This is a genomic window from Methyloparacoccus sp. NF-16 (assembly GCF_056880625.1).
Map to the genome: position 1 here is coordinate 577,813 of NZ_CP174130.1, position 25,103 is coordinate 602,915.

The following is a 25,103-nucleotide window of genomic DNA, read 5'->3' on the forward strand; positions in this document are numbered from 1 at the left end:
GGTTTTATGCTGATATTGACGCGCAGGGTCGGTGAGACGCTCATGATAGGTGACGATGTCACCGTGACGGTCCTGGGTGTCAAGGGCAATCAGGTGCGTATCGGTGTCAATGCGCCCAAGGATGTTTCGGTGCATCGCGAGGAGATATACGAGCGCATCAAGCGAGAGCACCATGCCGACGAGGCAGGTGGCGATCGGCACGACTGATCGGTCTTTCCGGTTGGCAGGCTCGGTCGACAGCAAGCAATTCCCCTATTCGGAGAGATGGCCGAGAGGCTGAAGGCGCTCCCCTGCTAAGGGAGTATAGGGTTAAAAGCTCTATCGAGGGTTCGAATCCCTCTCTCTCCGCCATTCCCATGGGTGGCCGCCGCCATGCGCCAAGCTGTTGCCTTGTCGCGTGTGAGTGGGTGGTTTCGTTCCCCGCAGGCTCCCGGATGTGGTCACGGATCGCGAGGGCTTCTGTGTTTCGTTTTTTTTGGCTATAATGCGCGGATTTTTCGGCCGTGCCGTACTTGTTTGAGGGAAACTGATGGTTACGATTCGATTGTCTCGCGGTGGCGCCAAGAAGCGTCCGTTTTATCATGTGGTGGTTGCCGACAGCCGCAACAAGCGTGACGGCCGCTACATCGAACGTCTGGGCTTCTTTAATCCGGTGGCAACCGGCAAGGCCGAGCGTCTGTCGCTGAACGAGGAGCGCATCCAGTACTGGCTGGGTCATGGCGCACAGGCGACCGATCGTGTTCACAGTCTCTTGAAGGAGTTCCGCAAGGCAAGCGAGGCAGTTGCCGCCTGATCGCCCACCGGCTGGGTTGGCGCTGTGTCCAGGCCGGTCAAGGTCGGCGATGTGGTCGGCGCCTTTGGTGTGCAGGGTTGGGTCAAGATCAGAAGTTTTACCGACCCTCCTGGGAACATCCTCGGCTACTCGCCTTGGCTGTTGGACCTTCGCGGTGAGGCCAAGACCGTCGAGGTCATGGCGGGGCGCGTCCACGGTGGTTTCGTTGTTGCCCAGTTGCAGGGTGTCGAGACTCGAGATGAGGCGGTCGCGCTCAGGGGCGTTTCCGTCAGCGTTCCCCGGCACCGCTTCCCGCGCTTGAGCGATGGCCGTTATTACTGGGCGGATCTGGTCGGACTCGAGGTGTTGACCGAATCGGGTCAGTCGCTGGGACAGGTGCATGGCCTGCTAGAGACAGGGGCCAACGATGTGCTGGACGTGCGAGGCGATCGTGATCGCCTGATTCCCTTCGTCCAGGGCCAGTATGTGAAGAAGGTTTGCCTCGACTCGGGCCGGCTGGTCGTGGATTGGGATCCGGATTTCTGATGGCGCGGGGCTGCGATGCGGTTTGACATCGTCACCCTGTTTCCCGATCTGGTCCGGCGCATGACCGGCGAGGGCGTGACGGGGCGGGCTGTCGCCCGGGGACTGGTTGACTTGCGATTGTGGGATCCCCGCTCGTTTGCGAAGGATCGCTACCGCACGGTTGACGACCGCCCTTATGGCGGTGGTCCGGGGATGGTCATGAAGGTCGAGCCCCTGCGCGACGCCATCCGGGCCGCAAGGCAGGACAGCGAGAATCCGGCCCGCGTGCTCTACATGAGCCCGCAAGGTCGGCTCCTTGATCAGGCCGCCGTGATCGAGATGTCGCGTTGTCCCCGCCTGATTCTGGTGGCAGGGCGATACGAGGGTATCGACGAGCGCCTGATCGAGAGCGAGATCGACGAAGAGTGGTCAATCGGCGATTACGTGTTGAGCGGCGGGGAGCTGGCGGCACTGGTGGTTTTCGACGCGGTCGTACGGCTGCTGCCGGGGGTGCTTGGAGATGCCGAATCGGCACGGCAGGACTCGCACATGGCCGGACTGCTGGATTGCCCCCACTACACGCGGCCCGAGGTCGTTGACGGGCGGGGCGTGCCGGCGGTGCTGCAGTCCGGCAACCATGAAGCGATACGCCGATGGCGCTTGCGCGAATCGCTGCAAAGGACGCGGCTGCGTCGCCCGGATCTGCTGGAGAAGGCCAGCCTGGATCGTGAACAGCGGGCATTGCTTGAGGAATTGGAACGGAACGGCTTGACCGACAGGAACTGAGATAAAGAGAACTGCTATGTCAAACATCATTCAGCAACTTGAAACCGAATGGATGGCCGGGAAGGTCATTCCCGCCTTTGGCCCTGGCGATACCGTCGTCGTCCAGGTGAAGGTCAAGGAAGGTAACCGCGAGCGCTTGCAGGCCTACGAGGGCGTCGTTATCGCCAAGCGCAACCGCGGCTATCATTCGGCCTTCACCGTGCGGAAGATCTCCCATGGCGAAGGTGTCGAGCGCGTATTCCAGACCTACAGCCCGCAGGTGCAGGAGATCCTGGTCAAGCGCCGGGGCGACGTGCGTCGGGCCAAGCTCTACTACCTCCGCGATCGCACCGGCAAGGCGGCGCGCATCAAGGAAAAGATCTAGTCATCACGGCGCGTGGCGCGCGCGGTTCGATCGTTTCTGCGGAAGGGCGGCTTGACCGCCCTTCTGTGCGTCTGCTGTCCGGATGGCTGAAACGCTGCCCGTCGGGCCCGTCAGCCAGGCCTGGATGGAAACCCCGTTTGGCTGGATGGCATTCGAGGTGCGTGGCGAACGGCTGACCGGCATCGACCTGCATCCGGCCGGCGTGGCCAGACCGGAGGCCGAGCGCCGGCCGCAGCATGCCCTGCTGGCCGAGGTGATACGGCAGTTCGAGCGCTACTTCACGCAGCCGGCCTGCGTGTTCGATCTGCCTCTCGCGGAACTGGGCACGGCCTATCAGCAGCGGCTGTGGCGGGCCTTGCGCGCTATCCCGGTAGGCGAGGTTCGCAGCTATGCCGCTCTGGCCGCCCAGGAGCAAAGCGGTCCGCGGGCGGTAGCCTCGGCCTGCCGGGCCAATCCCTTTCCGATCATCGTGCCTTGCCATCGCGTGGTCGCGCGTCACGATCTCGGTGGCTATTGCGGCGCACGGACTGGCCCGATGCTGGATATCAAGTGCTGGCTGCTGCGTCACGAAGGCTATCGGGCGGATGTCCCGGATGCCGGCTGAGTATCCGCTGGTGCGACGCTTCGAGGAGTCGCTGTGGCTGGAGGACGGGCTCAGCGAGAACACCCGCAAGGCATACGTCAGCGACCTCGTGCAGTTTCTCGGCTGGGCCGAACAGAAACGGGGACACTCGCTCGAAGGCGTCGAGACAGCGGATATCGAGGCCTATCTGGCCGGCAAATATCGCGACAACGCCAGCAGCCGGAGCATGGCGCGACTGGTTTCCAGCCTGCGAAGATTCTTCCGCTATCTGGTCCGCGAGGGCGACCTCGGCCAGGATCCGACGCTGGGGATAGAGCCCCCGCGCACCGGCAGGCCGCTGCCCGCCACCCTGACCGAAGCCGACGTGGATGCGCTGCTGGCGGCGCCGGACGTTGCCGATACCCTCGGTTGCCGGGATCGTGCCATGCTGGAACTGCTCTATGCCACTGGCCTGCGGGTCAGCGAACTGGTTTCCTTGCAGCTCGGCCAGGTGAACCTGCGCCAGGGCGTCGTGCGTGTGCTCGGCAAGGGCAGCAAGGACCGGCTGGTGCCCCTGGGCGAGCCAGCCGAGGACTGGGTGGGGCGCTATGTCGCCACGGCCCGGGCGGCGTTGCTGGGGGTGCGGCAGAGCGACGACCTGTTCGTCACGGCGCGGGGGGCGGCCATGACCCGGCAGGCGTTCTGGCATCTCATCAAGCGCTACGCCATCCAGGCCGGCATACGCAAGCCGCTTTCGCCGCACACGCTGCGGCATGCCTTCGCCACCCACCTGCTCAACCATGGCGCCGACCTGCGCGTGGTTCAGCTGTTGCTGGGGCATAGCGACTTGTCCAGCACACAGATTTATACTCACGTCGCCCAGGAACGTTTGAAGGACTTGCATGCCCGCTGTCATCCCCGTGGTTGAAACCGACCGCCGCCCGCCTGCCTCCGCCACGCCATGATTCATCCCACCGCCCTCATCGGTCCCGCTGTCGAACTGGGCGCCGGCGTCACGGTAGGTGCCTTTGCCGTGATCGAAGGCCCCGCCCGTCTCGGCCCTGGCTGCATGATCGACCCGCATGCGGTGATCCGCCCCTTCGTGCGGCTGGGCTGCGACAATCGCGTGCACGCCCATGCGGTACTGGGTGGACTGCCGCAGGATCTGGCTTTCGATCCCGCCACCGAGACCTGGTTCGAGGCTGGCGACGGCAATGTCTTTCGCGAGGGCGTCACCCTCGGTCGGGCCACCCGGGCGGGAACCGCCACGCGCGTGGGGTCGCGCAACTATTTCATGAACAACAGCCATGTGGGGCACGACTGTACGCTCGGCGACAACAACATCCTGGCCAGCGGCGCCACCCTGGGAGGGCATGTCGAGGTGGGCGACCGCGTCTTCATGGGGGGCGGGGTGATGGTGCACCAGTTCTGCCGCGTCGGCAGCTTCGCCATCCTCCAGGGGCTCGCGGGCATCAACAAGGATGTGCTGCCGTTCGCGATGGTGGGTGGCCGTCCCGGCAAGCATTACCGGCTCAACCTTGTCGGTCTGCGGCGAGCCGGCGTCGACGGGGACCGCCTGAAGGCGGTATCCGCCGCCTTTCGCCGGATCAAGGCCCGGCAGTCGCTGGACGGTTTGCCCGAGACCCCTGAACTCGGGTATCTGCGCGCCTGGCTGGCCGCAGGTTCCAGGCGGGGTGGCTGGCTGGGCTTCATCGAGGCCAGGAGCCGCGATGAGGATTGACGGGTATCGCCATGGTGGCGAGGGAGGCGTCTGATGTCACAAACGGATTCCAGACTGCGCTGTGCCGTCGTCGGTACCGGTTATCTGGGCCGCTTCCACGCTGAAAAATATGCCGCGCTGGCGGACTGCGAGCTGGTGGCGGTGGTCGATGTCGACCCCGAGGCCGCACAGGCCGTTGCCGGGAAGCATGGGACCCGCGCTCTGACCGACTACCGTTCGTTGCTCGGGCAGGTCGACGCCGTCAGCGTCGTCGTGCCTACCCGCCTGCATCATGCTGTCGCGCGCGATTTCCTCGCCGCCGGGGCGCATGTGCTGGTGGAAAAGCCCATCACGGTGACCCTGGAGGAAGCGGACGAACTCATCGAGCTGGCCCGGCGACATGATCGGCGGCTGATGGTGGGGCATCTGGAGCGTTTCAACGCCGCCCTGCTCGGGCTGGACCTGGTTCAGGAAAAGCCGCTGTTCATCGAGTCGCACCGGCTGGCGCCCTTCAATCCGCGCGCCAACGATGTCAGCGTGGTGCTGGACCTGATGATCCACGATATCGATATCATCCTCGACCTCGTCGACTCCGAGGTCGAACGCATCGACGCCAAGGGGGTGACGGTCCTGACTGCCGACACCGACATCGCCAATGCCCGACTGACCTTCCGCAACGGCTGCGTTGCCAATGTCACGGCCAGCCGCGCCAGCCTCAAGGTCGAGCGGAAGATGCGCATGTTCATGCCCAACCGTTACCTTTCGGTGGATTTCCAGAACCGGGTGCTGGCCCAGCACCGCAAGGGTGAGCGCGAGATGTTTCCGGGTGTGCCGGAGATTCTCAGCGAGGAGTCGGTGTTCGAGAACGGAGATGCCCTGATGGAGGAAATCAGGCATTTCGTCGCCTGCATCCGCGCCGGCCGGGATCCCCTGGTGTCGGGCGTCGCCGGGCGCCGGGCCCTGGCCACGGCCATCGAGATCACGCGCCTGCTCAGGGCGTGAGGACCCCGCCCGGCCTGCCGGGGCCCTCGGGTACCTGCAACTCGTCCCCTCCGGTAACCGGCCTCTTCCCGCAACACAAGGAGCACCCTTCATCATGATCCCAATGGTCGATCTGAAGACCCAGTATCACCAGCTCAAGGATGAGATCGATGCCGGCCTGCTGGCAGCGCTGGAGAATACCGCCTTCGTGATGGGGCCCAACGTCCAGGCGTTCGAGCGGGAAGTCGCCGACTATCTGGGCGTGAGGCACGCCATCGGTGTGGCCAACGGTACCGAGGCCCTGCATCTGGCCCTGCTTGCCGCCGGCATTGGGCCGGGCGACGAAGTCATCACCTCCGCCTTTACCTTCATCGCCACCGCCGAGGCCATCCGCTACGTGGGAGCGACGCCGGTGTTCGTGGACATCGATCCCAGAACCTTCAACATCACCGCGGCCCGGGTCGAGGCCGCCATCACGCCGAAGACCAGGGCCATCATGCCGGTGCATCTGTTCGGCCAGCCCTGCGACATGGCGCCTCTCCTGGCCGTTGCCGAGCGGCATGGCCTGAAGCTCATCGAGGATTGTGCCCAGTCCTTCGGCGCGACCATCGGTGGGCGGCAGACCGGTGGATTCGGCCTCGCGGCCGGCTTCAGCTTCTTCCCCAGCAAGAATCTGGGCGCCTATGGCGACGGTGGTCTGGTGACAACGGATGACGATGCCATTGCCGCCCAGGTCAGGAAGCTGCGCAACCACGGTTCCGAGGTGCGCTACTACCACGATGCGATCGGCTACAACAGCCGGCTGGACGAGCTGCAGGCCGTGGTGCTGCGGGTGAAGCTGCAACACATCGACCGCTTCAATGCCGGTCGCCGCCGGGCCGCCCGGCTGTACACCGAAGGGATGGCCGATCTGCCGCTGGAAACCCCTTTCGAGGATGGCGTGGGCGTGCATGTCTATCACCAGTACACGCTGCTGACCGACCATCGCGACGCCATCATGGCCGCGCTGCAAGGTGCCGGTATCGCCTGCGCCATTTACTATCCGGTGCCGCTGCACCGGCAGAAGGTGTTCGCCGATGCCTGCCGGGGTGTGGCGCTGCCGCATACCGAGGCGGTCGCGGCCCGCTGCCTGTCCTTGCCGATCTTCCCCGAACTGACGGAGGAGCAGGTGCGGGACGTGGTGCAGGCGATCCGCTCGGCCCTGAATGCCTAGCGCCGACCCGGTCATGGCTGCCGGCGGGAATCCCGTGCAGGCGGGAGCCGGTCACTCGCCGCTGGTCATGATCTCCGCCGGCGAGGCCTCCGGCGACCGCCACGGTGCCGCGCTGTTCCGGGAACTCAGCCAGCTCTTGCCCGGTGTCCGGGGCGTCGGCATGGGGGCCGCGGCCATGCGCGAAGCGGGTGTCGAGCTGTGCGTCGACTCCTCGGGCATCGGTGTGATCGGTCTTGCCGAGATTCTCCGGCATTACGGGGAAATCCGCGCCGCCCTGGCGACAATGCGGCGCGCCCTGTACCAGTACCGGCCGGACCTGCTGATCTGCGTCGACTACAAGGAGTTCAACTTCCGGCTGGCGCAGACCGCCAAGGCCGCCGGCATCAGGGTGCTATTCTATGTCAGCCCGCAGGTGTGGGCCTGGCGCCCCGGACGGGTTCGCACCTATGGCCGCATCGTCGACCACATGGCGCTCATCTTTCCCTTCGAGCTGCCCTACTACGAGGCCTATGGCGTGCCGGCCACCTATGTCGGCCACCCGCTGGCGGGCAAGGTCAAACCGGCCTTGTCCGTGGCGGCGGCCAGGCGGCAATACGACTTGCCGGGCGCGGAGGCGGGCGTGCCCGTCATCGGCCTGCTGCCGGGCAGTCGCGGCAACGAGATCAGGCGCCTGTTGCCGGTGATCCTGGTGGCGGCCGACCGTCTGGCGGCTGAATTCGGTCAGGCCCGTTTCCTGCTCTTTCAGGCACCCTCGGTCGATGATGCTGCCCTGCAGGCGGCGCTGGCGCAGCATGCGCTGACCATTCGCGTCATCCGTGGCCAGGACTACGATGTCCTGCAATGCTGCGATGCGGTCGTGACCGTGTCGGGTACCGCCACCCTCGAAGTGGCACTGCTTGGGGTGCCCATGGTCATCGTCTACAAGCTGTCGCCGCTGAGCTACTGGCTGGGACGGCTGTTGGTCAAGGTGGCCTTCATCGGCTTGCCCAACATCCTGGCGGGCCACGGTGTGGTGCGGGAATTCATCCAGGCCGACGCCACGCCCGACAATATTGCGGCCGAGGTCCGACGCCTGCTCACGGATGCCACCTATGCGGAGCGGATGCGGACCGAGCTGCGGGCGATTCGCGAGAAACTGGGGAATCGCGACGGCTCGGCCGAGCTGGCGCGACTGGCGGCCAGACTGCTCGGCAGGGCGCCGGCATCCTGAGTGTCCCGGGCCAGCCCGTTTCGTCTCGACTTTTTTCTGACATTGGCAAGCACCGCATGAGCCGCGCATTCGTCAAGGAGCAGGATGACCAGGCCGACCGTGAAACACCGGTCCGGCCGCAGAGCCCGCACATCAATTACGTCACGCCCAGGGGGCTGGCGCTGTTGCGGCAGAAGGTCGAGGAGCTGGCTGCGGCACGCCAAACGCTGGCGGGGCGTGAGGATCTGTCCAGTCAGCCGGCGTTGCGGGAGCTGGACCGGGAGCTGGCCTATTACAGCGAGCGCCTGAGTCGGGCCGTGCGGGTCGAACCCCGGATGGCGGACGATGCCGTCCACTTTGGCGCCAGCGTGTGTGTCGAGGACGCCACGGGTGAGCGAATGACGGTGGTGATCGTCGGCGAGGACGAGGCCGATGTCGCGACCGGGCGCATCAGCTGGGTATCGCCGCTGGCGAAGGCGCTGATGAATGCCCGTGTCGGCGACGTGGTGACCTGGCGGCGCCCGGCCGGCGACAGGGAGCTGGAAATCCTGGCGATCAACGGAGGCTGACGCCGGTGAGCGCGCCTGCCGGGGTCACGCTGCGCCGGAGTCCGCGCGCCAGGCAGCTGCGCCTGGTGGTGAAACCCCAGGGAATCGAGCTGGTGATCCCGGATGGGATCGGCGAGACCCAGGCGCTGGCATTCTTCCAGCGTCATCGTGTCTGGGCCGAGCGCAAGCTGGCCGAGATCCGCGAACGCGCGGCGCGGATCGAGCCCGATGCGCCGCTGGCGCGGGGAGGCGCCGTGCCCTTTCAGGGGCAGGCGACGCCCCTGATTGTCACGCCCTCGGCATTGTCCCGGCGTCTGCAAATCCTTCGCCGCGATGATGGAGCCTTCGAAATCACGCTGCCGGCGGGGTATTCCGGCAGCGCCGAGCAGCAGGTCAGGGCAGCCCTGTTTGCCTGGATACGGCGCTGGCTGGAGGGCGAGGCGCGACGGCTGGCGTCATGGCATGGCGAGGAGCCGGGATTGCTGCCGCGAGCCATACGCATCAAGCGCATGAACACGCGCTGGGGCAGCTGTGGCCCCGCCAACGATATCAGCCTGAACTGGGTGCTGGCCTTTGCGCCGCCGGCGGTGCTGGAGTATGTCATTGTGCATGAACTTTGCCATATCCGCCACCGCAATCATTCCGAAGCCTACTGGATGCTGGTGTCCGAGCTGTTGCCGGACTGGCCCCGCCGCCGAGCCTGGCTGAAGCAGCATGGCGTTGCGCTGTTGCGGCGATTTGCATGAGCGGTCGAGGGGCTGGCCGGGCGAGGTCGGTCCTCGGTTGGGTAATCACCCTGGCCTTGATCGGCCTGTTGCAGGCCTTCCTGACCCGCGGCATGGTGGATGGCGGCAGGGTGCCGGCGCTGGGCGGGCAGCAGACGGACGGGCAGGTCTTTGCCGGAATCGCGCAACTGCCCAAGCCGGCCCTGGTCTACATCTGGGCCAGCTGGTGCGGTGTCTGTCGGGCGATGCAGGGTACGCTCAACGAACTGGCCAAGACGCACGCACTCGTTACCGTGGCGACGCAGTCGGGGGATCGTGCCACCGTGTCCGCCTATATGGCCGCACACGATTTTCATGTGCCGACCCTGGTCGATGAGGATGGTCGGATCGCTCGACGGTTCGGGATTCGCGGGGTTCCGGCACTGTTCTTCATCGACCGGCAAGGCGATATCCGCTCGGTCGCGAGCGGCTATACCTCCGCCTGGGGAATCCGTCTGCGGCTCTGGTTGGCGGGCCGCCCGGCGGACGATCAGTAGCCTTCCTTCTCGATCAGGTAGCGCTGCACGGCGGACTCGTAGACTTCGGTGGAGATCTTCACGCCGTAAACCACGGTCTGGCAGTGCTCCTCGAGAATGATGCTGAGCAGGCGGAAGGCATTGCGCGGCGTCAGCTGGCGGACGATGAAGTTGGCCTTGCTGCCACCCTCTTCCTCGAACAGGTCGGCCAGGTGGATGGGCGGGCTGCCGGGCTTGCGGCCGACATTCATCCGTTTCTCGATCAGCCGGATCATGTTGTCGGGCGACCAGTTGATCGACGAGATGGTCTTGATGCGGTCGCTGCGGTAATACTTCTTGAGATCGTGCAGTTCGTAGGGCAGGAACAGGATGATGCCCAGGTTGTCGATCTGGAACAGCTGGTCGTTGAGGATGGGGGTGACCAGCTCGCGCATCTTTTCCGGATCACCCTTGATGCTGGTCGGCTCGTCGACACGGTCAACCAGCAGGTAGACGCCGGACAGCCCGAAATACCGCACCAGTTCCATGAAGCTCTTGAGCAGGGTGAAACGGTTTTCCGTGTTGCGCGGGATGCCGTGGAACTCGAACAGTCCCACGCCGATTTCCTGGATGGTCTTGACCATGCCCTCAAGGGAAACCGGTACCCCGCGGATGTGGCGGTAGATCTCGCCGGCCAGCATCTTGGCCTGCTTGTTCATGAAGAACGGCACTTTCCTCTCGTAGCTGGCGATGCCCATCAGCTTGCGCAGGGTCGCCACCTTGCTGGAAAGATCGTTGGGTGCGTAGTAGAGCGCCGCCAGCAGGAGGAATTTCTCGGCGATTTCCCGGTTGTTTTTCAGCAGGTCCTCGCGCGGCGTGTCGACGATGGTCCGGTACAGTTCCTCGATGCCCAGCTTGAGGATGTAGTCCAGATGATCGTCCAGGGTCATCTTGGTTTCACGGCCCAAGGGGATCTGCTTCTTGCGCTTGAAGAGCCGTGCCAGGGCCGACTTGTCGGCGGCATAGCCAATCGGCAGGTTGCGCGGTCGTGCCACCTCGGCCAGCAGCTCGTTGAACTCCACGTAGGAAATGACCAGCACCTGGTCGCGGTAATCGTTCAGATAGCGCTCGGTGTCGATGCGCATCGACGATTTGCCGGCGCCGCGAATGGCGAAAATCACATAGGGGCTGGGTTTGTCGATATGGAGCAGCACCGATCGCAGGGAGGTGTTCTCCACCATCGAGGTTTGCAGGTAGGGATCCCGGTCGGCGTCGAAGATGACGAAGGGATTGTGTTCAAACTGCCAAACCTGCAGCCACTCTTTGATTTCCATGAAGCTCTCGATGGGATGGTTTAGGTTTTGGGCTGTTGAACGCCTCTAGCTCTCTTGGGGAAGCCTTGATGTCCGGGATCGGCAGTCGCGCTCGTCGGTCGGGAAAGTGCGCATCCAGCAATTTTCGGCGGGGAACTATATCATAGTTAGAATTGGCCCCAAGGCCCCGTCTTCCCGCTGTGGATGACGGTCGTCGGGGGTCCGCCGGGACGGGTGCCGGGGCGCTTGCGCACCGGCCGGACACCTTGGATTCTCCCACAAGTCGCGACGAGCATGACCGAGCCTGACCTGCACGAAACCACGCCGACAGAGGGGCTGCGCGAGCTCTCCGCCGAGGGTGTCCAGCCAAGCTGGACACCGCTGTACTGGTTCGTTGGCGCGCTGACGGTGCTGATCGTGCTGGGCGAATTCTTCCTCGATATCGTGCTGGAGGTCATCGAGACCTTGTGGCTGGTGCTCATCGAGGCACCCGAGGAGATGCTGGAGGATCTGCTGGCCGACTGGCTCAAGCAGCACTTCCCCCAGGATGCCCATCGCTACTCCGAGGTGACGACGGCGATCGGGCTCACGCCGTTGAAGATCGTCCTCATCCTTCTGGCCGCCCGCTGGGGCTGGCGGTACGGCCGCCGGACGCTCTGGCCGCGCCTCAAGCGCTGGGCCGGGCTTCGCTACCTGGAAGTCCGGCTGGCCTGGGGCGAACTGGCCTGGCCCTACCGGCTGCTGGCGGGCCTCATCCTGCTGGGGCTGCTGGTCATCCTGATCTGATGCCGGCGCCGGTGTCTCAGCCAGGCTTTCGATTGTTACCCTGGAAAACCCGAGTTATCCACCCATCCTCACGAGGTTGTATCGATGTCGCAGTTCGAACAGGTCAGTGTCGTCAAGAAATCCAATGTGTACTTCGATGGCAAGTGCGTCAGCCATACCGTGCTGTTCGCCGATGGCAGCCGCAAGACCCTGGGCGTGATCTTTCCCTCGATCCTGACTTTCAGTACGGCGGCGCCGGAAGTGATGGAGGTTGTGGCCGGCCGCTGCCGCGTTCGCCTGGATGGCGAGACGGGCTGGCAGGCGTACGGCGCCGGCCAATCGTTCAGTATTCCGGGCAACAGCCGTTTCGATATCGAGACCATCGAGTTGCTGGACTACGTCTGCCACTTCGGCGAGTGACTCCAGGCGGCCCATCGGGCGTGGCCTAGCGCCGGGATTTTGCCGGTGTCGCCGGTGAAGCCGCCTGGCGTGCGCTGGCCTTGGGGCGGGGCGGCGTCCGTGCCGGCGCCGTGGTCGATTCCACCGTCGCTTCCGACCGCATGGCGTCCCGGTGGCGGTGCTGCTGGTGCCAGACTTCCAGATGGGTCAATGCCGTGTTGAGCTCGGACGGCGACAGTTGTTCGGCCAGTTGCTGGCGCGGCGTCCTGGCCTCGTCCTTGCCGAGTTCGCCGGCGACCGAATACCAGAGATAGGCCTCGGACCGGTTGGCGCCGACGCCGTCACCCTGCCGATACATTTCCGCCAGAATCAGGGCGGCGTCGGCGTTTCCCGCATCGGCCGCCTGGCGGAACCAGCGCGCGGCCTCGGCGTGGTCCTCCTGCGCACCCAGCCCGTAGAAGTGCATGAGCCCCAGCTTGCCCAAGGCCACCGGCTGTCCCGAGCGGGCGGCCTTCTCATACCATTGGTGGGCGTTTTCGTAGCTCTGCTCCACGCCCAGTCCGCGCATGTACAGGTTGCCGAGGTTGACCTGGGCGTCCGGATCCCCGCGCGTTGCCAGTGGGCGGAATTCTGCCAGGGCCCGGTCCCAGTCGCCAGCCTCGACCGCAGCCATGCCCTTGGCGAAATCGGCCGCAGCGAGTCCGGTGGCCAGGAAAAGTCCCGCTAGCCCCGGCCAGAACGGTGCGCATCGCATCAGTCGCCCTCCAGGGTCAGGACGAGCTTGCCGAAGTGTTGCCCACTGGCCAGGTAACGGTGGGCGTCGTCGGCGCCGGCGAGGGGGAAGCGGCGATCGAGCACGGCGCGCAGCTGGCCGTCGCACACCCAGGGCCAGACACGTTTCCGGATGACCGCGGCCAGCCGGACCTTTTCCGCCAGCGAGCGCGAGCGCAGGGTCGAGCCGGTGATCGTCAGCCGCCTGAGCAGGATCGGCAGGAGGTTGATCTCGGCCCTGGGGCCGCCCTGCACGGCGATTAGGGACAGGCGTCCGCCGGGCGCCAGGATGGCCAGATGGTCCTTGAGAGAGGGGCCGCCGACGATGTCCAGGATGACGTCGACGCCTCTGCCTTCCGTCAGCTCGAGCACCCGCGTCCTGAGGTCATCGCGCCGGTAATCGATGGCTTTGGCGCCCAGCCGCTCGCAGGCCGCGCATTTTTCGGCGCCGCCCGCCGTCGCCATGACCTGCGCCCCGGCCAGCCGCGCCATCTGGATCGCGGTGGTGCCGATGCCGCTGCCACCGCCCTGGATCAGCAGGGTTTCGCCGGTCCGCAGCCCGCCGCTCTCGAAGACATTGGCCCAGACGGTGAACAGGGCCTCCGGCAGCGCGGCCGCTTCCGCGAGGGGTACGCTGTCCGGCACCGGCAGGCACAGCGCGGCGGCGGCGCGGACATACTCGGCATAGCCACCGCCCGGCAGCAGCGCGGCGACGCGCTCGCCGACGGCTGGCTGGTGGACGCCGGGGCCGGTCATGACCACCGTGCCCGCGACCTCGAGTCCCGGCGTGGCCGGTGTGCCCGGCGGAGGCGGATAAAGCCCCCGGGCCTGCATGATGTCCGCCCGGTTGACGCCCGCCGCCGCAACCCGGATCAGGGCCTCGTCGGGTCCGGGCACCGGCACGGGTTCGTCCCGGCACGTCAGGGCATAGTGCTCGCCGGGCAAGTCGACGGCCACGGCGCGCATGCGTGCAGGGATGGCGGGTACCGGCATGGATGTCCGCTCAGGCTTTGCGGGGATGCAGGACCGTGTTGCGCGGCGGCGCGGAGGTGTCGGCCTCCGGATGGTCGAGCGTGAAGTGCAGCCCGCGGCTCTCCTTGCGCATCAGGGCGCAGCGGATGATCAGCTCGGCGACGATGACCAGGTTGCGCAGTTCCAGCAGGTCGTTGGTCACGCGGAAGTTGCCGTAGTATTCGGCGATTTCCTGCTTCAGCAGTTCCACCCGCCGCAAGGCTCGCTGCAGGCGCTTGTCGGTGCGGACGATGCCGACATAATCCCACATGAAGCGGCGGATTTCGTCCCAGTTGTGGGCCACCACCACCTCCTCGTCCGAATCCGTCACCTGGGACTCGTCCCAGTCCGGCAGGGGCGGTGGCGGCGGGCGCTGGTGCAGGTTGACCTGGATGTATTCCGCGGTCTGCCTGGCAAACACTAGGCACTCCAGCAGCGAGTTGCTGGCCATGCGGTTGGCGCCGTGCAGGCCGGTGCAGGCGGCTTCGCCGATCGCCAGCAGTCCCGCCACGCTGGTGCAGCCGCGATGGTCGCTCAGGATGCCGCCGCAGGTGTAATGCGCGGCCGGCACGACCGGGATCGGATCGCGGGTGATGTCGATGCCGAGTTCCAGGCAGCGCGCATGAATGGTCGGAAAATGCTGGACGATGAAGTCGGCCGGCCGGTGGGAAATGTCCAGGAACACGCAGTCGGCGCCCAGCCGCTTCATCTCGTGGTCGATGGCGCGGGCGACGATGTCGCGCGGGGCCAGCTCGGCGCGCGGGTCGAAGCGCTGCATGAATGGCGTGCCGTCGCGCAGCAGCAGGCGCCCGCCTTCGCCGCGCACCGCCTCCGAGATCAGGAAGGAGCGGGCATGCGGGTGGTACAGACAGGTCGGGTGGAACTGGATGAATTCCAGGTTGGCCACGCTGGCGCCGGCCCGCCAGGCCATGGCGATGCCGTCGCCGGTGGCGATGTCCGGGTTGCTGGTATAGAGGTAGACCTTGCTGGCGCCACCCGAGGCGATCACGACGAAGCGGGCGCGGAAGGTTTCCACCTGCTGGGTCTGGCCGTTCAGGACGTAGGCGCCCAATACCCCGAGGTCGCCGAGGCCCAGTTTCGCTCCCGTGATCAGGTCGATGGCGTTGTGGTACTCGAACAGGTGGATGTTGGGGTGTTCGCGCGCGCGTCGTTCCAGCGAGGTTTCCACGGCCCGCCCGGTGGCATCGGCCGCATGGACGACCCGCCGATGGGTATGTCCACCCTCGCGGGTGAGGTGCAGCTGATGCGTGCCGCTGTCGGATGCGACTTCCGTGAAGGCAACGCCCTGGTCCAGCAGCCAGTCGATGCAGGCCTTGCCGTGCGAAACGACCAGCCGGACCGTGTCCGGATCACAGAGGCCGGCGCCGGCCTCGAGCGTGTCCTGGATGTGCGATTCGATCGAATCCTCGGCGTCGAGAACCGCCGAGATGCCGCCCTGCGCATAGAGGGTGTTCGATTCGATCAGTGCCGTCTTGGAGATGACGGCGACCGAAATCTGGTCGGCGAGCCGCAACGCAAGGCTCAGCCCGGAGGCGCCGCTGCCTATGATGAGAACGTCGTACCAAGGGGAGGGCATGCGCGCGGTCGCTGGATGAATCGGAATTTCATCGTACTGTAAAAAAAAATCCCCGGCCATCGTCGGGGCGAGGGGCGGGGCGTCCCCGTGGCGGCGGTTTCGATTGAATGGCAGGCAACAAACAAAGATAATGACGCATTCGTTGCCATGCTCAACCCTGTCAGGGTCCGGAACGCGCTGGACCATTCCGGGTGATCGGCCGGCTGTCCAGCAGGCTTTGTGCTGAAACACCTCGGCGACACACCAAAATCAACGGGCTCATTTAGGTCAGGAAGGTTTCCCGGATGGGAGAGGAACTCGACGAGGAACTGGTCAGACGTGTGCAGCAGGGTGACAAGAAGGCCTTCGACAGCCTGGTTCGCAAATACCAGTACAAGATCGCGCAACTCATCAATCGCTATATCAAGGACCAGCACGAGGCGCTGGATGTCGCGCAGGAGACCTTCATCAAGGCTTATCGCGCCTTGCCGGGGTTTCGCGGGGACAGCGCCTTCTACACCTGGCTGTATCGAATCGCGATCAATACGGCCAAGAATCACCTCTCGATGCGCAGCCGTCGCCCCACGGATGACGAGATCGAGATCGAGGACGCGGAACAATTTGAATCGGGGGGGCGTCTCAGGAACTACGAGACACCCGAGGGGATGCTACTGACCGAGGAAATCGCGGCTGCCATTCAGGATGCCCTCAGGAAGCTGCCGGAAGAGCTGCGCATGGCCATCTCGCTCAGGGAGTTCGACGGCTTGAGCTACGACGAGATTGCCAAGGTCATGGGGTGTCCCGTGGGTACTGTCAGATCGCGAATTTTCCGGGCGCGCGAAGCCATCGACAAGCGCCTCGAACCCTTGATTAGGTGAACGACCATGAACAACGACATGCAAGAAAACTTGAGCGCGTACCTGGACGATGAGCTGGGTTACCACGAATCGTTGGGCGTCATGTCCCGCGTGCAGGCGGACCCGCAGGTCGCGGCCAGGCTGTACCGCTACGCGGTTGCCCGCGAACTGATGCGCTCCTCCTCCGCCCTGGTGCCGGATCCGGGGTTCGCCGACCGTGTGCAGGCGGCTCTGGCGGACGAACCGGTCGTGCTCGCGCCGCGCAGCTGGCGGTCCCGCTACCGCGAGAAGGTCACGACGCTGGCGTTGGCTGCCTCGGTGGCGGCGCTGGCCCTGCTGGTGGGGCGCTCCATCAGTCAGCATGTGCCCTGGCAGGGCGGAGAAATGCTGGCGCAGGCCCCGCTCAGTGCGCCAGTCGTCAGGGCCGGCGTGGACCCGGACTTGCAGGACTTCGTCGCCCTGCACAACGAATCCACCTATCTTTCGGGCGCCCAGGGCATGCTGCCTTCGGTCCGGCTGGTAAGCGGTCAGTCCGGACATTGAGTCATTCGGGAACCTTCCACGTGATGCGCGGGCTGCCAAAACAATCCCGAGGAAACTTTCTGGGCCTCATGCTGGTGCTGATCCCCCTGTGGGCACTGGCCGGAGAAGATCACGCCGCAGCACCGGCATCCGGCCTGGAGTGGCTGGCCGGCATGCGCAAGGCGGCCAGCACACTGACCTATCAGGGCGTGGTCGCCTACATCAAGGACCAGCAGGTCGACAGCTTCAAGCTCTACCATCAGGTCCGGGGCGGGCATGAACAGGAGCGGCTGGTCGCCATGAACAGCCCCTACCGCGAGGTGGTTCGCACGGACGGCAACCTGGCCCGCTACACGGGGGAGAACCAGCGGGTGGTGGTCGAGACCAAGCCCGCCAGCCAGTCCGTCCTGATCAACCTTCCCGAGGACTCGGCAACCCTGGAACGCCTCTATCGCGTTCACCTGCGGGGTCGGGAATATGTCGCCGGGGCACTGACCCAGGTGGTTGCCCTGGAGCCGAAGGATGGCTACCGCTACAGCCGCCTCCTGTGGATCGACACCGAAACCTGCCTGCCGCTCAAGCTGGACGTGCTGAACGAGGATGGCCAGTCGGTCGAACAGATGGTCTTCACCACCATCGACACCCGGAACCCGATCGCCCCGGAGGATTTGCAGCCCTCGTCCCGGACGCAATCCGCCGTGACCCAGGTCAGCCACCGTGAGGCACGGCCGCTGGAGAGCCTCAACTGGTCGCTGCGCCGGGTGCCGGAGGGCTTCCAGATTGTCTCCTATTCCCTGTTCATGCGGCCTCCGGCCAACCAGCCCATCGAACATGTCTTGCTGAGTGATGGCTTCTCGACCGTCTCCGTGTACATCGAGAAGCGCGGCAATCCCGTCAATGCCGGCGCTTACCGGCTGGGCGCCGTCAACGTTGAGACCGCCGCCCTGAGCGACCATGTCGTGACGGTGATGGGCGAGGTGCCGGCCAAGACCGTAGGGCTCATCGCCAGCGGCATACAGCCGAAGGCGCCGGCGCCCTGATTCCCGGGGCCCGGAGTCTCCCTGACAACCTGCCGGTCGATGGACAGCCGTTCGATCCCGTTTTTCCATAGCCCTCCTTCCGTGCCTCTCCAGAGCTACCCTACTATGCCTAAAGCCCACTGGTCCCGAGTCCTGCTGCTGGTGTCCGTGACGCTGTTCGCGCCTTTCGGACAGGCGCAGCTTCCCGACTTCACCGCCCTGGTCGAGCAGAACAATGCTGCCGTGGTCAACATCAGCACGACCCAGAAAGTGGCGGCCAACGATTTGCAGCCGCAGCTTCCCGAGGGCATGGAAATTCCCGAAGGAACACCTTTCGATGACCTGTTGCGACGCTATTTCGGCGAAGGCGTGCCCGGCATGCCGGGAGGACCCGGCGGGCCTGGCGGCGAGCCGAGCGAGTCCAAGTCGCTGGGGTCGGGGTTCATCATTTCGCCGGACGGCTACATCATCACCAATCATCATGTGATCAAGGATGCCGACGAGGTTGTCGTCCGGCTCCAGGATCGCCGCGAGCTGGTGGCCCGTATCGTCGGTTCCGACAAGCGCAGCGACATTGCCCTGCTGAAGGTCGAGGCCAGGGAACTGCCGGTGGTGAAACTGGGTTCCTCCGAGGATCTCAAGGTCGGCGAGTGGGTCCTGGCGATTGGTTCGCCGTTCGGCTTCGATCACTCCGTGACCGCCGGCATCGTCAGCGCCAAGGGCCGCAGCCTGCCGAGCGACAATTACGTGCCGTTCATCCAGACCGACGTGGCCATCAATCCCGGCAATTCCGGCGGGCCCCTGTTCAATCTGGACGGTGAGGTGGTCGGCGTCAATTCGCAGATCTACAGCCGCACCGGCGGCTTCATGGGGCTGTCCTTCGCCATCCCCATGGATGTGGCCATGCAGGTGGTCGAACAGCTCAAGAGCCAGGGCAAGGTATCCCGCGGCTGGCTGGGTGTGCAGATCCAGGATGTGACGCGGGAGTTGGCCGAATCCTTCGGCATGAAAAAGCCGCAGGGCGCGCTGGTGGCCAAGATTCTGCCCAAGAGCCCGGCCGAGACGGCCGGGCTGCAGATCGGCGACATCATCGAGGCGTTCAACGGACGCGAGATCGAATCCTCCGCCGCGTTGCCGCCGATGGTCGGCGCCACCAAGATCGGCGAGACCGCCAAACTCAAGGTGCTGCGGCAGGGCAAGAGCATGGAGGTGCCGATCAAGATCGGCATGCTGCCCGACGAGGAGCCACAGGCAGCCGGCGGCGCCGAGGAAAGCGGTGCCGGCAACAAGGTCGAACGCCTGAACGTCACCCTTGCCGACCTGACCGACGCGCAGCGCGAGCAGCTGGAACTGCCCAAGACCGGCGGGGCCCTGATCACCGGCGTGAAGCCGGGACTTGCCGCCGAGGCCGGCATCCGTCGCGGCGACGTCATACTCCGCGTGCAGGATCAGCCGGTCCGCGATGCCAAGCACCTGGCCGACCTGGTCAACGGCCTGCCCAAGGGCAAGACCGTCGCCGTGCTGGTGCAGCGCCGGGGTGGCTCGCAGTTCCTTGCCATCAAGCTGAAGGATTGAGCCGGTGGCGGATCAACAGCACATACGCAACTTTTCCATCATCGCCCACATCGATCATGGCAAATCGACCCTGGCGGATCGCTTCATCCAGACCTGCGGCGGCCTGAGCGAGCGCGAAATGTCGGCGCAGGTGCTCGATTCCATGGATATCGAGCGCGAGCGCGGCATCACCATCAAGGCGCAGAGCGTGACCCTGGCGTACCAGGCTCGGGATGGCGAAACCTATCAGCTGAACCTGATCGATACGCCCGGGCATGTGGACTTCTCCTATGAGGTGTCGCGTTCCCTGGCTGCCTGCGAGGGCGCCTTGCTGGTCGTCGACGCGGCCCAGGGCGTGGAGGCGCAGAGCGTCGCCAACTGCTACACCGCGATCGAGCAGGGGCTGGAAGTCATCCCCGTGCTCAACAAGATCGATCTGCCCTCGGCCGAGCCGGAGCGGGTCTGCACCGAGATCGAGGAGATCATCGGCGTGCCGGCGGACGAGGCCCTGAAGATCAGCGCCAAGACCGGTCTCGGCGTCGACGAACTGCTGGAGCAACTGGTCGCCAAGGTGCCGCCGCCCAAGGGCGACCCCGCCGCGCCCTTGCAGGCCTTGATCATCGACTCCTGGTTCGACAATTACCTGGGCGTGGTGTCGCTGGTGCGGGTGGTCAACGGCTCGATCCATCGCAAACAGAAAATCCTGCTGATGTCGACCGGCAAGAGTCATCTGGCCGACAGGCTGGGGGTATTCACGCCCAAGTCGCTGAACAAGGAGACACTGGAGACGGGCGAGGTCGGCTTCGTCATCGCTGGTATCAAGGACATCTTCGGCGCACCGGTGGGCGACACCATCACCGCCGCCGACCAGCCCTGCGCGGAACCCCTGCCCGGCTTCCAGCAGGTACAGCCGCGCGTGTTCGCCGGACTCTATCCGGTGGACTCCGACGACTATGAGGATCTGCGCGAGGCGCTGAACAAGCTGCATCTCAACGACGCGGCGCTGCACTACGAACCGGAGACCTCCCAGGCGCTGGGCTTCGGCTTCCGCTGCGGGTTCCTCGGCATGCTGCACATGGAGATCATCCAGGAGCGGCTGGAGCGCGAGTATGACCTCGACCTGATCACCACCGCGCCGACCGTGGTCTACGAGGTACTGAAGACCGACGAGGCGACGATCGAGATCGACAATCCGTCCAAGCTGCCGCCACCTAACGAGGTTGTCGAGATCCGCGAGCCGATCATCGAGGCCAACATCCTGGTGCCGCAGGACTATCTGGGCAACGTCATCAGCCTGTGCATCGAGAAGCGCGGTGTGCAGCGGCGCATGCAGTTCATGGGCGGCCAGGTAGCCATCAGTTTCGAGCTGCCGCTCAGCGAAGTGGTGCTGGATTTCTTCGATCGGCTGAAATCCGTGAGTCGTGGCTTCGCTTCCTTCGACTATGAGTTCTTGCGCTTTCAGGCGGCGCCCCTGGTCAAGCTGGACATCCTCATCAACACCGAGCGGGTCGACGCCCTGTCCCTGATTGCCCACCGTGATATCAGCCAGACCCGCGGCCGCGATCTGGTCGAGCGCATGAAGGATCTGATTCCGCGGCAGATGTACGAGGTGGCCATCCAGGCGGCGATCGGCTCCAAGATCATCGCCCGCTCCACGGTCAAGGCCATGCGCAAGAATGTCCTCGCCAAGTGTTATGGCGGCGACATCACCCGCAAGAAAAAGCTGCTGGAAAAACAGAAGGCCGGCAAGAAGCGCATGAAGCAGGTGGGCAAGATCGACATTCCCCAGGAAGCCTTCCTGGCCGTGCTGCGCGTCAACAAGGACTCATAGATGGACTACGATTTTTCCTTCTTCCTGGTGCTGGGGACCTTTGTCACCGGCATCGTCTGGGGTGTGTATGCGCTGATGCAGCGTTACCGGCTGGTCGAGGCAGGGCAGCCTGAGCCGGTACTGGTGGAATACGCGCGGTCCTTCTTTCCGGTGGTGCTGATCGTGCTGCTGCTGCGGTCCTTCCTGGTCGAGCCGTTCCGCATCCCCTCCGGATCCATGATGCCGACGCTGCTGGTGGGTGACTTCATCCTCGTCAACAAATTCACCTACGGCGTGCGCCTGCCGGTACTGAACACCAAGATCATCGAAAATGGCGCGCCCGAGCGCGGCGATATCGTCGTGTTCCGCTTTCCCAAGGATCCGACCGTCGACTACATCAAGCGCGTGATCGGCCTGCCGGGAGACCGCATCGGCTATTACAACAAGCAGGTCTTCGTCAACGGCACCGCCATCAAGCAGACGCCGCTGGGCGTCTATTCGGGTGGCAGCCAGGGCGGCAGCATGGACGGCGAGGCCCTGTTGAACGAGGAGCTTGGCGCGGTCCATCACGACATCCTGGTTCGGGCTGGCGAACCCTCGGCCCGCGAGGGTGAGTTCGTGGTGCCGGAGGGGCACTATTTCGTCATGGGTGATAACCGGGACAACAGCAACGACAGCCGCTTCTGGGGTGCCGTGCCCGAGGCCAACCTGGTCGGGCGCGCATTCTTCATCTGGATGAGCTGGGATTCCGGCAAGCCCGGCATCGCCTTCAACCGCATCGGCACCCTCCTGGAATGAGTGACCGTTCGCCCGGTCGGCGACAGGCGGGTGTCACCCTGACCGGCTTTCTGCTGCTGGCGGCCGTGGCCGCCCTGGCCGGCAAGCTCTTGTTGAGCCTGCTGCCGGTCTACCTCGACCATTTCAAGGTCGTGGCGGCGCTGGAGTCGCTGCAGGCCCAGCCGGACTGGCCGTCGCGTTCGCGGGAGGAGATCCTCGCCACGCTGCAGAAGCGCTGGGAGATCGATTCCGTCACCTACGTGACAGCACCCGATGTGACGGTCAGCCGCGAGGGTCGCCTGACCCGGGTGCGCATCGCCTACGATGTCGCCCGTCCGTTTATCCGCAACATCGAACTGCTCGTCCATTTCGATGACGCGATCGAGGCGGAACCGCGTTGACGCACGAACCCGAAAAGCTGGCCCGCAAGCTGGGCCTCCGGTTCTCCGATCCGGACCTGGTCCGGCGCGCGCTCACCCACCGCAGCGCGGCGGCGGACAACAACGAGCGGCTGGAGTTTCTCGGTGACTCGGTGCTGGGATTCGTCATCGCCGAGCGGCTGTACCAGAAGTTTTCCGGTGCCGATGAAGGTGTCCTGAGCCGTTTGCGGGCCACGCTGGTCAACCAGACCGCGCTCGCTAACATCGCCCGGCAGCTGCACCTGGGCGACCATCTCATCCTGGGCTCCGGTGAACTCAAGAGCGGCGGCTATCGGCGGGATTCCATCCTTTCGGACGCGCTGGAGGCGCTGATCGGCGCCTTGCTGCTGGATCAGGGCATGGATGCCTGCCGGACGTGGATACTCAAGCTGTTTGCCGAGCAGATCGAGGGGCTGTCCATCCGCGACTGGAAGAAGGATCCGAAGACCCGCCTGCAGGAATCCATGCAGGCCCGCGGCCTGCAACTGCCCATGTACACGCTGCGCTCGGTCGTGGGCCAGCCGCATGACCAGAGCTTCGTGGTGGAATGTCGGGTATCGCTGACCGAGGAGACCTGCGAGGGGCGGGGTTCCTCGCGCAAGCGGGCGGAGCAGGCCTCTGCCGAGAAGATGCTGGCCAAGCTGGCCGAGGAATTCGGCCTCAAGACCTGAGCCTTGCCAGCCGCTCAGGGAGCTGGCGGCAGCGTCAGGACGCCGCCGCCGATATCCTCGTTCAGCTCGAGCAGGGTCATGCAGGTGGATGGGGCGTTGCCCATGCTGTAGCGGTAGCGACGCTGTTCGGCGAGGTTGAGGTGACCGATGCCGGGCAGGGGCTCGCTGACGTCGCCCTCGAAGGTTTTGGCGATGGCTGGCGGATTGCGCCTGGCCGGCGTGTAGCGGCGCGCGGCCAGCAGTATGCCCTGGCCACCCGGATAGCCGCCGATGCCGTTGAGCGTGAGCCAGTCGCCGTCGGGTTTGAGCAGAACCCGGCCACCTTCCTGCACATAGCGACCGGCGTTGATGCCGTTGCCGGGCGGGAAGCTCAAGGCATAGGTTCCATCCGCGCGGAACGCCAGGCTGCCGCGGGCACCGTTCACGCTGCTGGCGGTGCGCTTCGCGGCGTTGGGGCAGGTCTTCTTCAGCACGAGATCGGTGTTCATCTTCACTGGCCACTGGGTTCCCGCCAGGACGGGGTCAGCTGCTGGCAGCTTGCGGATTCAGCAGCCACGAGGCGGCGAGCGCGAGGACGAGACGTTGCATGGTTCCTCCGTGGGCATTCAGGGGTATGGGCAGGCTGCCGGATGGTCGCCAGGGCAAGATGTTAGGGGCGGGTTCCGGATGGGTCCAGCATCAGAATGCTCATGTCCGGTCGTGTGGTATCCCGGGGCAAGCGTCCTGCCCGTCTTCTGGCGTCGGCGGTGGTTGCGGCGGAGGGGGGTGGATGCAGCCGTGCTATGCTCTGATTCATGCGCAGCAGCCACCTCTGCACCCACACACATTCTGGAATCAACACAGTGAGCCATAGCTTGAACGCGGGGTTGCAAGCATGAAAGCGGGATTTGTCGCCCTCGTCGGTCGGCCGAACGTCGGCAAGTCGACCCTGCTGAATCATCTGGTCGGGCAGAAGATCAGCATCACCTCTCGGCGGCCCCAGACCACGCGGCACCGGATTCATGGCATCAAGACCACCGAGGTGGGGCAGGCGGTCTATGTCGATACCCCCGGCATCCATGCGAGCGAGAAGCGGGCCATGAACCGTTATCTCAACAAGACTGCCGGTTCGGCGCTGGGCGATGTCGATCTGGTCGTCTGGCTGATCGATCGCGCCGGCTGGCTGCCGGAGGATGAACTGGTGCTGAAGCGGATCAAGGCCGCCGGTGTGCCGGTGATCCTGGCGATCAACAAGATCGACCGGCTGGAGGACAAGGATACGCTCCTGCCCTTCCTGCAGCAGGTCGCCGCCAGCCATGATTTCGCGGCCATGATCCCGTTTTCGGCGCTCAAGGGTACCAACCTGGAGACACTGGACCGCACCATCATGGACCTGCTGCCGGAGGGTGATCCGATTTTCCCCGAGGATCAGGTTACCGACCGCTCCATGCGCTTCATGGCCGCCGAGATCGTCCGCGAGAAGCTGCTGCGGGCGCTGGGACAGGAAGTCCCGCATGCCATCACCGTCGAGATCGAGCAGTTCCGGCAGGACGGCGCGCTGACCCGCATCAGCGCCCTGATCTGGGTCGAGCGCCCGGGCCAGAAGGCCATCGTCATCGGCAAGCAGGGCGAAGTGCTCAAGAAGGTCGGCGAGCGTGCCCGCCATGATCTGGAGCGCATGCTGGAGGGCAAGGTGTTCCTGCAGCTGTGGGTCAAGGTCAAGGAAGGCTGGTCCGATGACGAACGGGCCTTGCGGAGCCTCGGCTACGCGGATTGAGCGG

At 65.0% G+C, this 25,103-nt stretch carries 30 protein-coding genes and 1 tRNA gene; 26 read left to right on the plus strand and 5 right to left on the minus strand.

Annotated features, from left to right (window positions below):
* The first annotated feature begins 6 nt into the window (after window positions 1-6).
* The 15 genes from csrA (at window position 7) to ACH5N8_RS02785 (ending at window position 9,921) form a co-directional block, all read left to right on the plus strand.
* A complete protein-coding gene (csrA, locus tag ACH5N8_RS02715; protein ID WP_483282408.1) occupies window positions 7-207 on the plus strand; it encodes a carbon storage regulator CsrA in 201 nt (66 codons plus the stop codon).
* Window positions 208-258: 51 nt separating this feature from the next.
* Window positions 259-351: transfer RNA gene (locus tag ACH5N8_RS02720), tRNA-Ser, on the plus strand.
* Between the two features lie 178 nt (window positions 352-529).
* Window positions 530-793, plus strand: a complete 264-nt coding sequence (gene rpsP / locus ACH5N8_RS02725; protein ID WP_460026644.1) for a 30S ribosomal protein S16 — start codon at window positions 530-532, stop codon at window positions 791-793.
* A 24-nt stretch (window positions 794-817) separates the two neighbouring features.
* Window positions 818-1,318, plus strand: coding sequence for a ribosome maturation factor RimM (gene rimM, locus ACH5N8_RS02730; protein ID WP_483282409.1), 501 nt, complete (start codon window positions 818-820; stop codon window positions 1,316-1,318).
* 15 nt (window positions 1,319-1,333) lie between these two features.
* On the plus strand, window positions 1,334-2,083 hold the full coding sequence (gene trmD / locus ACH5N8_RS02735; RefSeq protein WP_483282410.1) for a tRNA (guanosine(37)-N1)-methyltransferase TrmD: 750 nt from the start codon (window positions 1,334-1,336) through the stop codon (window positions 2,081-2,083).
* Window positions 2,084-2,099: 16 nt separating this feature from the next.
* The gene (gene rplS, locus ACH5N8_RS02740; protein WP_460026647.1) at window positions 2,100-2,447 is read left to right on the plus strand and encodes a 50S ribosomal protein L19; all 348 of its coding nucleotides are present in this window, start codon (window positions 2,100-2,102) and stop codon (window positions 2,445-2,447) included.
* An 82-nt stretch (window positions 2,448-2,529) separates the two neighbouring features.
* A complete protein-coding gene (locus ACH5N8_RS02745; protein WP_483282411.1) occupies window positions 2,530-3,051 on the plus strand; it encodes a methylated-DNA--[protein]-cysteine S-methyltransferase in 522 nt (173 codons plus the stop codon).
* Window positions 3,041-3,937: a site-specific tyrosine recombinase XerD gene (xerD, locus tag ACH5N8_RS02750; RefSeq protein WP_483282412.1), complete on the plus strand. Its 897-nt coding sequence runs from the start codon at window positions 3,041-3,043 to the stop codon at window positions 3,935-3,937. The genes ACH5N8_RS02745 and xerD overlap by 11 nt, the downstream gene beginning before the upstream one ends.
* A gap of 33 nt (window positions 3,938-3,970) precedes the next feature.
* Window positions 3,971-4,750, plus strand: coding sequence for an acyl-ACP--UDP-N-acetylglucosamine O-acyltransferase (gene lpxA / locus ACH5N8_RS02755; protein WP_483282413.1), 780 nt, complete (start codon window positions 3,971-3,973; stop codon window positions 4,748-4,750).
* Window positions 4,751-4,783: 33 nt separating this feature from the next.
* Window positions 4,784-5,731, plus strand: coding sequence for a Gfo/Idh/MocA family oxidoreductase (locus tag ACH5N8_RS02760; protein WP_460026651.1), 948 nt, complete (start codon window positions 4,784-4,786; stop codon window positions 5,729-5,731).
* Between the two features lie 94 nt (window positions 5,732-5,825).
* Window positions 5,826-6,923 carry a DegT/DnrJ/EryC1/StrS family aminotransferase gene (locus tag ACH5N8_RS02765; protein WP_483282414.1) on the plus strand — a complete coding sequence of 366 codons (1,098 nt, stop codon included), beginning with the start codon at window positions 5,826-5,828 and terminating at the stop codon, window positions 6,921-6,923.
* Window positions 6,916-8,133, plus strand: a complete 1,218-nt coding sequence (lpxB, locus tag ACH5N8_RS02770; protein WP_483282415.1) for a lipid-A-disaccharide synthase — start codon at window positions 6,916-6,918, stop codon at window positions 8,131-8,133. The genes ACH5N8_RS02765 and lpxB overlap by 8 nt, the downstream gene beginning before the upstream one ends.
* Before the next feature lie 56 nt (window positions 8,134-8,189).
* Entirely contained in the window at window positions 8,190-8,681 is a 492-nt protein-coding gene (locus tag ACH5N8_RS02775) for a GreA/GreB family elongation factor (protein ID WP_460026654.1), read from the plus strand.
* Window positions 8,682-8,686: 5 nt separating this feature from the next.
* Entirely contained in the window at window positions 8,687-9,406 is a 720-nt protein-coding gene (locus ACH5N8_RS02780; RefSeq protein WP_483282416.1) for a M48 family metallopeptidase, read from the plus strand.
* Window positions 9,403-9,921: a protein disulfide oxidoreductase gene (locus ACH5N8_RS02785; RefSeq protein ID WP_483282417.1), complete on the plus strand. Its 519-nt coding sequence runs from the start codon at window positions 9,403-9,405 to the stop codon at window positions 9,919-9,921. Before ACH5N8_RS02780 ends, ACH5N8_RS02785 begins: the two co-directional genes overlap by 4 nt.
* Here the strand turns inward: ACH5N8_RS02785 and ACH5N8_RS02790 are convergent.
* Window positions 9,915-11,213, minus strand: a complete 1,299-nt coding sequence (locus ACH5N8_RS02790; protein ID WP_460026657.1) for a hypothetical protein — start codon at window positions 11,211-11,213, stop codon at window positions 9,915-9,917. The genes ACH5N8_RS02785 and ACH5N8_RS02790 overlap by 7 nt on opposite strands.
* Before the next feature lie 273 nt (window positions 11,214-11,486).
* Between ACH5N8_RS02790 and ACH5N8_RS02795 the strand changes: the two genes are divergently transcribed.
* Together ACH5N8_RS02795 and ppnP are read left to right on the plus strand one after the other, a co-directional pair.
* Window positions 11,487-11,978: a hypothetical protein gene (locus ACH5N8_RS02795; RefSeq protein WP_483282418.1), complete on the plus strand. Its 492-nt coding sequence runs from the start codon at window positions 11,487-11,489 to the stop codon at window positions 11,976-11,978.
* Between the two features lie 84 nt (window positions 11,979-12,062).
* The gene (ppnP, locus tag ACH5N8_RS02800; RefSeq protein ID WP_460026659.1) at window positions 12,063-12,377 is read left to right on the plus strand and encodes a pyrimidine/purine nucleoside phosphorylase; all 315 of its coding nucleotides are present in this window, start codon (window positions 12,063-12,065) and stop codon (window positions 12,375-12,377) included.
* Window positions 12,378-12,402: 25 nt separating this feature from the next.
* Here the strand turns inward: ppnP and ACH5N8_RS02805 are convergent, their stop codons facing one another.
* Genes ACH5N8_RS02805 through nadB form a run of 3 tightly spaced genes read right to left on the minus strand, consistent with a single transcriptional unit; the run spans window position 12,403 to window position 15,735 of the window.
* Window positions 12,403-13,110, minus strand: a complete 708-nt coding sequence (locus ACH5N8_RS02805; RefSeq protein WP_460026660.1) for a tetratricopeptide repeat protein — start codon at window positions 13,108-13,110, stop codon at window positions 12,403-12,405.
* A complete protein-coding gene (locus tag ACH5N8_RS02810; RefSeq protein ID WP_483282419.1) occupies window positions 13,110-14,120 on the minus strand; it encodes an NAD(P)H-quinone oxidoreductase in 1,011 nt (336 codons plus the stop codon). Before ACH5N8_RS02810 ends, ACH5N8_RS02805 begins: the two co-directional genes overlap by 1 nt.
* Window positions 14,121-14,130: 10 nt before the next feature.
* Window positions 14,131-15,735, minus strand: a complete 1,605-nt coding sequence (gene nadB, locus ACH5N8_RS02815; protein ID WP_483282420.1) for an L-aspartate oxidase — start codon at window positions 15,733-15,735, stop codon at window positions 14,131-14,133.
* Window positions 15,736-16,019: 284 nt separating this feature from the next.
* On the opposite strand from nadB, the gene rpoE reads away from it, so the two are divergent.
* From rpoE to rnc, 8 genes are all read left to right on the plus strand, one after another.
* The gene (gene rpoE / locus ACH5N8_RS02820) at window positions 16,020-16,592 is read left to right on the plus strand and encodes an RNA polymerase sigma factor RpoE (protein WP_460026663.1); all 573 of its coding nucleotides are present in this window, start codon (window positions 16,020-16,022) and stop codon (window positions 16,590-16,592) included.
* Between the two features lie 18 nt (window positions 16,593-16,610).
* Entirely contained in the window at window positions 16,611-17,114 is a 504-nt protein-coding gene (locus ACH5N8_RS02825) for a sigma-E factor negative regulatory protein (protein ID WP_483282421.1), read from the plus strand.
* 68 nt (window positions 17,115-17,182) lie between these two features.
* Window positions 17,183-18,133 carry a MucB/RseB C-terminal domain-containing protein gene (locus ACH5N8_RS02830; protein ID WP_483282422.1) on the plus strand — a complete coding sequence of 317 codons (951 nt, stop codon included), beginning with the start codon at window positions 17,183-17,185 and terminating at the stop codon, window positions 18,131-18,133.
* Between the two features lie 105 nt (window positions 18,134-18,238).
* The gene (locus ACH5N8_RS02835) at window positions 18,239-19,687 is read left to right on the plus strand and encodes a DegQ family serine endoprotease (protein ID WP_483282423.1); all 1,449 of its coding nucleotides are present in this window, start codon (window positions 18,239-18,241) and stop codon (window positions 19,685-19,687) included.
* Between the two features lie 4 nt (window positions 19,688-19,691).
* Window positions 19,692-21,497 (plus strand): translation elongation factor 4, encoded by a 1,806-nt coding sequence (gene lepA / locus ACH5N8_RS02840; protein WP_483282424.1) that lies wholly within the window; start codon window positions 19,692-19,694, stop codon window positions 21,495-21,497.
* Window positions 21,498-22,274: a signal peptidase I gene (gene lepB, locus ACH5N8_RS02845; RefSeq protein WP_483282425.1), complete on the plus strand. Its 777-nt coding sequence runs from the start codon at window positions 21,498-21,500 to the stop codon at window positions 22,272-22,274. It begins immediately after the preceding gene.
* A complete protein-coding gene (locus ACH5N8_RS02850; RefSeq protein ID WP_483282426.1) occupies window positions 22,271-22,654 on the plus strand; it encodes a DUF4845 domain-containing protein in 384 nt (127 codons plus the stop codon). The genes lepB and ACH5N8_RS02850 overlap by 4 nt, the downstream gene beginning before the upstream one ends.
* Window positions 22,651-23,343 carry a ribonuclease III gene (gene rnc / locus ACH5N8_RS02855; protein ID WP_460026670.1) on the plus strand — a complete coding sequence of 231 codons (693 nt, stop codon included), beginning with the start codon at window positions 22,651-22,653 and terminating at the stop codon, window positions 23,341-23,343. The genes ACH5N8_RS02850 and rnc overlap by 4 nt, the downstream gene beginning before the upstream one ends.
* Window positions 23,344-23,357: 14 nt before the next feature.
* On the opposite strand, the gene ACH5N8_RS02860 is transcribed toward rnc, so the two are convergent.
* Window positions 23,358-23,831 (minus strand): hypothetical protein, encoded by a 474-nt coding sequence (locus ACH5N8_RS02860; protein WP_483282427.1) that lies wholly within the window; start codon window positions 23,829-23,831, stop codon window positions 23,358-23,360.
* 386 nt (window positions 23,832-24,217) lie between these two features.
* Here ACH5N8_RS02860 and era point away from each other — a divergent pair, with 386 nt between their 5' ends.
* Window positions 24,218-25,099 carry a GTPase Era gene (era, locus tag ACH5N8_RS02865; protein ID WP_483282428.1) on the plus strand — a complete coding sequence of 294 codons (882 nt, stop codon included), beginning with the start codon at window positions 24,218-24,220 and terminating at the stop codon, window positions 25,097-25,099.
* Window positions 25,100-25,103 lie beyond the last annotated feature (4 nt).